The sequence below is a fragment of the Bacillus sp. MBGLi79 genome (genome assembly GCF_002953915.1).
This window is the reverse complement of sequence record NZ_CP026521.1, coordinates 2,135,166-2,142,897: the sequence shown is the minus strand read 5'-3', so window position 1 is coordinate 2,142,897 and position 7,732 is coordinate 2,135,166. Positions and strand designations below refer to the sequence as shown.

Genomic DNA, 7,732 nt, shown 5'->3' with positions numbered 1-7,732 from the left:
CGCGCTGCCTCCATTTCACCTGCGAAATTTTTATAGATTTTCAGTTAATTCCCGTATAAACCTTTGATCCTTGTTTTGACTTCTTCATGATGAAATGTTTTCTCATGCATCATCAATTCCTGTTCAATGACGCGCGGCAGCTGATCACGAAGCGGAGCAACCAGATGATCTTTCAGGGTAACCAATGAGTTTCTCGGTTTTTCCGCCAGTTCTTGCGCCAGCTCCACTGCATAATCTAACACTTCTGCACGGGGCAGCACTTTAAAGGGAACCCCTCTTTTTTCAAGCTCAGCTCCGCGGTAGCTTCCCGCATTCAATAATATTTCCTGGGCCAGGCTGAATCCCAGTTTTTTAGGAACGATAAAGGTAGCGCCCATTCCAGGCGTAAATCCGTATTTCATAAAATTAGCCGTATACACGCTTTCTCTGCTCAGAATGACAAAATCAGCAAAGAGCCCCATGACAAAACCGCCTCCAATTCCATGGCCCTGCATTGCCGCAATAACTGGAATTTCGCAATCCAGCGCCAGAGAATAAAGATTGTCATCAGTGAACTTGGTCAACCCCTGCTGAATTCGAAGCAGTCCTTCTTGCGTTCCTCCTGAAGCAAAATAATTATCATATCCTGTCAAAATGACCGCTTTATATTTGGGGTGCTGCCGTATGTATTCAAACGCTTGAATTAAACCGTCTGTAAGTTCTTGTGAAAACGCGTTTTTATGAGCACGATCATGCATCTTTACCTGAATAATGGCGTGTTCAATTTCAATAAGCTCCACAACGGAATGCGTCATGATGTCCTCCTAACGGTTCTGATTGTCATTTTTAAACGGTTACTGATCCTCCCATGGGAATTGTCCTGTTTCAACATACCTGATGATTCTCATTTGGTTTTGGGGATCAGAAAACATGTCTTGATTTGCAGTTAAAGCGGTGGCTTTCGAACGGCTGACTTGATGAACGAGTGAGCTCATAAACTGTTTATAATGTGCGATTCCTTTTTTATTCAGCCTCCGCAAACGCAATAAATGCTTTCTCAGCAGCACGTTACTTTGAGCATCAAAAGCATCTATTAACCCCCATTCACTGGCTTCCTGAACGGAAATCGGCTTTGTTATAAGTGTCATGTAATGCGCTTTCTGCCAGCCGATACGGCGGATCAAAAACGGTAAAACACACGCAGGGTACAGGCCAAATAGCAGCTCAGAGAGACTGAATGACGCTGTCTGATCAGCAATGGCAATATCAGTGGCAGAAACGAATCCAAGACCGCCTGCATTCACTTTTCCCCTGACATGAGATATCGTGACGTAAGGACCGGTCTGTAATTTCAGCCACAAATCATAGAGAAGCTCTTGAGAACTTGCCTGTTTTCTGCCCTTTTTCATTTCCTGATAGATATCTTGAAAATCCGCTCCGAAACAAAACACCTCGGGAAGCCCCTCTAAAACGACAACTGTAACTGATGATGTTTCACATTGGTTTAACACTTGCAGGCATTCTTCTATCAGCGTGTCATTAATCGTATTATTCGCTTCAGGGCGGTGAAAGGTAATATAGCAAACCGACGCTTGAAAGCGGACCTTTATCGTTTGATAGGTCACGTGATCCACCTGTACTTCCGATGAAACTCAGAAATTTCTTCTAAAAACAAGCGCGGCTTCTCTTGAGTAGACTTCATGATGCCCGGTATCATCTCAAAGTCTAGCTTTACATTACGCGTCCCAAACCGCACCATCCCGCTCCCCTTAAACAGCAGCTCATACTCTTCCATAGAGAGCTGATATCGGCGATCCAAATGCTTCTCAATGTCAAATGTTCGCTGACGCTTCTGGCCTTCCGGAGTTGTAATTCCGCTGTAAAACTCGGAACAGCAGCCGGATCCGTAGGAAAAACAGCCAATTCGTTTAGGCGAATCAAATCTCCCTTGGTCGATCGTGCTGGCCAATGCCAGAAACAAGGCTGCCCCCATAATATTTCCAACCCGTTGACAGTAATTTAAACCTGGTTTTACCCGATTTAAAAAATCCGTCTCAATCCCAGCTGTTTTCATCTTCGCCACCTTACGCATCATTGTCCGGTGCGCACCTTTCACCATCCCGCCAAAGGGCGTATGGTAAGCAAGATATTGAAACGTGTCCTGATAATTGGCTCCCGGTACACGTTTTTGATATTCCAGAAAGGTCTGTTCGCAGCAATCCAGATATGACATTAAAGAGAGATCAGAATCACCCGCTTCACTGTCGGGAATGGGGCGGCACGTGTCCATGACTTCATAGCCGTAATACCCATTTGCTCCGGGATCTATTTGAAACACCTCGGGATTTTCGCCAACTAAAACGGCCACCGCTCCCGCCCCGGCGCTTGGTTCCGCATAAGACCAATCTTCGCTTAATGCGTCTCCACCCTCTGCGATTAAAAAACGTGAAATATCACTGGCGATAACCAGTGCTTTGGCCCCCGGGGAAGTCTGGGATAATATAAAATTCACCGCCATCTGAAATCCAGCCGTTCCTGAATAACATGCCTGTTTAATCTCAAACAAACGGCAGTTGCGGTTGAGGCCTAAATGCTCGTGGATATATGTACTTAACGATTTTCCAAAGTCAATCCCGGATTCAGAGCAAGTGATTAATAATTCAATCCGGTCCTTCTCTGCTTCAGATAAAGCATCAATTATCGGCTTAGCTGCATTGACTCCGAAGGTCACGGGATCTTCATAAGGCAGTGCTACCGCTTTTTCTTTCATTAATAAGTTTTCAAATCTGGCAGTGTCTAAGCGTCTGTATTTGGCCAGCTCCATGACATCAAGGTATGCCGTTCCGCCAAAGACATTCATCGCTTCTATTCCGGCTGAAACCATTTATGATTCGCCTCCACATTTCTCAATGTTTTGTATACAAACCGCAGTGTTCATTCCACCAAACCCCATGCTTAAGCTCAGCGCATTTTTGATGCGGTATGAAATCGATTTCTCATTTACCCAATGAAAGGAATCATCGATTGGATGATCCAAATTCCGGCTCGGATGCAGGGCAGATTTTTTCATTTGCAGCAAAACAGAAATAATCTCTACGATGCCCGCCGCACTAAGCCCGTGTCCGGTTATCGATTTTGTTGCATTGATATAAGCATGGGAAAGCCCGCATGCACGGAGCGCCTTTAATTCTGTTTCATCTCCAATAAAAGAACCTGTACCATGAGGATTAATATAATCAATATCTTCTGGTGAAAGGCCGGCACGCCCCAGCGCCTTCTGGATGACATGAATCTCTCCTTCTAATGAAGGATCAGGGTTCCGGTTTCCGTCCAGTTTAATTGACCAGCCAGGCAATGCTGCATAAGGTTTAACACCTCTTTGTAAAGCCGTCTCCCTTCGTTCTATTACCAATGCACCGCACGATTCTCCATAAATAAACCCGTCTCTGTTTTGATCGAAGGGCCGGCACGCTTTTTCAGGTTCATCAGCATATTTGTCCGTTCCCATAGCGCCTAAAGCCCTTAGCGCCTCACATTCCATATAAGAAAGATCCATTAAAGCACCAAGTGCTATGCAAGTATCAACTTCGCCTGACAGGACTTGCTGAATCGCATGAATGACTGCTAACTGGCCGCTGGCCGAGGCTCCTCCTACCGTATATGCCAATCCTGTGATGCCAAACTGATCTGTACATATCCCGCAAAGATCGCTATCCATGAAAGACAGGCCATACGCCGGCGAAATAAAACCAGAGCGGTCTTGATAGCTTTCATAAACCTCTAAGGTTTCTCTCTGCTGGAAATTTGATCCGCCGACTACCAGTCCGATACGAGAGGAATCTGTATCGTCCAATTCAGCCTCCTCCCAAGCCTCCGTGAGAGTTACCAATGCAGCGCGGCTGGAAAATGAAGCTTTCCGCAATATTTTTTTAGAAAGCCGGTCGGGATAAGACAATGATGCGATTTCAGCTCCGATAAACCGGCTGTCTTTTTGTCTGCCTGAACGCTTCATGACATCAAAGGCATGTCTGCCGGACAGCAGCGAGGAAGCAAAATCCTCCTTCCCTTGACCGATGGAGGCCGTGACGCCTACACCGGTCACTACAACCTCAGGCAGATTGCACTTTGTCATAAAGCACCTCAGCTAATTCACCGATGTTTTTCACTCCGGATAGCTCAATGCGAGGAATTTTTAACGATAAATCTTCTAGCACCATTGTGATAATTTCAGCTCTGTCTACAGAGTCAGCCCCTAGCTCAACTAACTGATCTTCAGGCTCAAATCTGTGTCCGTCTAATTCAGGAAGCACCTCGCAAATATTGGTGATTAACACTTCAAAGATTCTCTGTTTATCCATAACACGATCTCTCCTTCAATGGATGATTTTTATATAGGTATATTTTCATAATATTCAAACTTTTATCCTTATGTTGTCTGTTTCATGCGACGGCTGATACATCGATTGTATCCGTTCATGAAGCAATACTGCCGTTTCTGTCATTAATTTTTTCGCGATTTCATCGACATGACGGTTTCGCCAATTTTCTAATTGCGATCCTTTGACCCATTGATTAAAGGCTCCCAGCGCGGGACCGCAGTGAATTTGATAATCAACCTTCGAATGTTCGCTTCCGCTGATTGCCAACTTTGAGCTGTATCTGAAGTACCATCGGAAAATCAAAGCCATTTTATGCTTCGGGTTTTGTTCAGCCTTCTCAATGTCTGCGACGGGATAATGTAAGGTAATTTCCTTATATATGTCTTCTATACTGCGTTTAAAGTATTTCTCCTCAAGCTGGGCCAGCATCTTTGCATCCAGCTCACGTATAGACCCATACCGCTGGTACAGTTCATATAACTTGTTTGCACGTGCGGGAAAGAACACGCCTTTTTTTAGCACTTGCACTTTACTGCCCGATTCAAACATATCGCCAGCAGGCGCATAGGCTGTATCTTGTACATTCATCTGCTGAAGCAAATCCTTTACTTTATCACTTGTTGCCGCCTCAACCGTACATTGATTAATTGAACCTGTTAGAATAAAATCTGCCCCAAGCATAAAAGCCGCCATCGCTGCCTCAGGTGTTCCAATCCCTCCAGCTGCACCAACTCTTATTTTTTTCCGATATTGATATTTTTTCATCATGTCATCTCTTAAAGATGTCATCGCCGGCATCAGGCTGTATGCCACACCGCCATCTGTGTGTCCGCCTGAATCAGCTTCCACACAAATATCGTCAGCCATCGGAATGCACCGCAGCAACTCAGCTTCATTCATGGTGATTTTATTTTCTCCTAAAAGCTTTTGCAGCATATTCTCAGGCGCAGGGCTCAGAAATGACTCTGCAACTTCCGGACGTGATATTTTTGCTATGAGACGATTTGAGCATATAACCTCACCATTTTCAGTTCGTTTCACTCCTTTTGCGCGGTACCTTACTAATGCAGGAGTGACACTTAAAAATGCTGAAGCTTCCACAACGCTCACTTGATTCCTCAATAAAAGATCGATCATTTTTTCCTCTGATTCAGTATGTTTCATATTGTGTACCAGATTGATGCCGTAGGCTTGTCCTTTCCCTAATTCACCTTGTATAGCACGGATCGCATCTTCAACCTCATTCAGGCTCAGACCGCCTGTGCCAAAGAACCCCATCATTCCCGCTCTTGAGAGCTTTACTACCATTTCTTTCGAAGCAATTCCGCGGTACATTCCTCCTGCAAGATAAGCGTATGTAAGATGATAATCCTGTTTAAATTCAGCACTTCCTAAAGATTCTGCCGTAATTCCGGCTTGAACATTGGGTTTTTCCTTTAGATGCACGTTGATCGCGAGATTCTTTTTCGGTATATATGTCAATGGTTCAGCTTCATTTTTAATCCGATGAATGAGACCGGTTAATACAGTACCAGGCCCAATCTCTTCAAACTCCATTTCTCCTCTTCCCATCAGGAAACGAATGCTGTCCGTCCATTTCACTGTGTTGTCCATTTGTTCAGATAATGTATCTTTTAACCGTTCCTGATGGTATGGCTCTGCATAGACATTGGAGATAACCGGGATCGTCAAAGGTGCAAACTGGAATGAGTCAATATATTGCTTAAAGACCTGTTTTGCTTGATTCATATATCTGGAATGAAAAGCTCCGCTCACATTTAATGGATGAAACAGCTTTACATCCTTGGTGTTTTCAAAAACAGCCCGAGCTTTTTCAATCTCTTTTTTCGGGCCGGAAATTACAATTTGCCGAGGCGTATTTTCATTTGCCACATCAATGTCATGAAGGCAGTTCTCTTCTAAAACGGCTGTAACTTGTTCCTTATTCAGGCCGATCACAGCTGCCATTCCGCCTCCTGTAATTCGTCCCATTAATTCTCCTCTTTTTTTGACAAGTCTTAATCCGGTTTCAAAATCAAATGCACCGGCAGCCAACAACGCATTGTATTCTCCTAAACTGTGTCCTGCCGCAAAATCAGGTTTTCTGCCGGTTTCCTCCACTCGCTTCAAATAACTGAGTGCATTTACAACGTATAAAGCAGGCTGCGTGTATTCAGTATGGTTTACATCTAAATAGGATTTCTCTGTACATAGCTTCTCTATTGAATAGCCCAATATTTGATCTGCTTGATCAGTCAAATGCTGATATTGTTCAAATAACCCTTGTCCCATTCCCTTTTGCTGGGAGCCTTGCCCTGGAAAGACATATGTAATCATCTTGTAAACTTCCTTTCTGGTGTACGGAAACCCTCAACCGTATTCAGATTTTTCAGCTCCTGATGAAATGGTGTTATGATTGAGCAGCAGCGGCCAGCTGAATCACCCGGAATCAGCTGTTTCACAAATGCAGCTAAGGTGCCGGATGGCCCTAAATCGATAAACTTGCATGTATGCTTGCTTTCCAAATATCGAATCGCTTCACGAAACATCATTGGTTTTCTGACCGCATTCCAAAAGAAATGATTGTCGATTACGTGAAGGCAGCTTCCCGTTAAGCTCGATACAATCGGTATGAACGGTTTTTTAAAAGATTTTGATCTTAAAAATTCTTCATAGGCACTCTCTGCCGGATCGATAAGCGAAGAATGAAAAGCATAGGATACAGGAAGCAGCTGGCAAAGAATCTGTTTCTCTTTTAAAGCCTCCATAATCTGCTTTATATGATTTTCTTCACCAGAAATGACGAAGTGCGAATCATAATTGATAGAAATAAGTTCACTATTTCTAAACAGTTGCGGATAATCTTTCAGCAATTGCGGTTTGTCAAGAATGGCCAGCATTTTACCTTTATCGCAGGAATTTTGGATGACAATAGCCTGTTCAAGTATGCAATCCAGTATATCCTCTGCGTCTGACAAACCAGAAATTGCCGCTGATGCGAATTCTCCCAGGCTTGATCCCAATACGTAATCAGGATAAATTCCCCTGTCTTCCAAAACTTTATATAAGGAATACTCAACCATAAAAATAGCTGGATGGGAAAAAAGAATACGATCAAACGGATCTGACACCCGTTTATCTGGATGGTAGATTTCTTCAACAATAGATGTGCCGATTCGCCGTGCTGCAATGGCATCCATTTCAAGCATCGATTGGCGAAACACGGCATTTTCCTTAAATAGTTCTTTCCCCATGTGATAGTATTGGGAACCTTGTCCGGAAAACATAAAAACAAGCGGTTCATTCATGTGTATAACCTTCTTTTTTTATATTTATGACGGCTATTTTGATTTTTCAGTTCTATATATGCTGTA

At 43.7% G+C, this 7,732-nt stretch carries 7 protein-coding genes; all 7 read right to left on the bottom strand.

What is annotated here, in order from left to right:
* Nucleotides 1–44: 44 nt before the first annotated feature.
* From C1T29_RS10920 to C1T29_RS10890, 7 genes are read right to left on the bottom strand one after another with little or no spacing between them, the layout of a single operon-like run.
* Nucleotides 45–794, bottom strand: a complete 750-nt coding sequence (locus tag C1T29_RS10920; protein ID WP_095431334.1) for a polyketide synthase — start codon at nt 792–794, stop codon at nt 45–47.
* A 39-nt stretch (nt 795–833) separates the two neighbouring features.
* Complete coding sequence (locus C1T29_RS10915) at nt 834–1,613, bottom strand: enoyl-CoA hydratase/isomerase (RefSeq protein ID WP_103748751.1); 780 nt, start codon at nt 1,611–1,613, stop codon at nt 834–836.
* The gene (pksG, locus tag C1T29_RS10910) at nt 1,601–2,863 is read right to left on the bottom strand and encodes a polyketide biosynthesis 3-hydroxy-3-methylglutaryl-ACP synthase PksG (protein WP_014664042.1); all 1,263 of its coding nucleotides are present in this window, start codon (nt 2,861–2,863) and stop codon (nt 1,601–1,603) included. The genes C1T29_RS10915 and pksG overlap by 13 nt, the downstream gene beginning before the upstream one ends.
* Complete coding sequence (gene pksF, locus C1T29_RS10905; RefSeq protein ID WP_103748752.1) at nt 2,864–4,111, bottom strand: polyketide biosynthesis malonyl-ACP decarboxylase PksF; 1,248 nt, start codon at nt 4,109–4,111, stop codon at nt 2,864–2,866.
* Nucleotides 4,089–4,337 carry an acyl carrier protein gene (locus tag C1T29_RS10900; RefSeq protein ID WP_003231809.1) on the bottom strand — a complete coding sequence of 83 codons (249 nt, stop codon included), beginning with the start codon at nt 4,335–4,337 and terminating at the stop codon, nt 4,089–4,091. The genes pksF and C1T29_RS10900 overlap by 23 nt, the downstream gene beginning before the upstream one ends.
* Nucleotides 4,338–4,391: 54 nt before the next feature.
* Nucleotides 4,392–6,695 (bottom strand): ACP S-malonyltransferase, encoded by a 2,304-nt coding sequence (fabD, locus tag C1T29_RS10895; protein ID WP_103748753.1) that lies wholly within the window; start codon nt 6,693–6,695, stop codon nt 4,392–4,394.
* Nucleotides 6,692–7,666 (bottom strand): acyltransferase domain-containing protein, encoded by a 975-nt coding sequence (locus C1T29_RS10890; RefSeq protein ID WP_103748754.1) that lies wholly within the window; start codon nt 7,664–7,666, stop codon nt 6,692–6,694. Before C1T29_RS10890 ends, fabD begins: the two co-directional genes overlap by 4 nt.
* Nucleotides 7,667–7,732 lie beyond the last annotated feature (66 nt).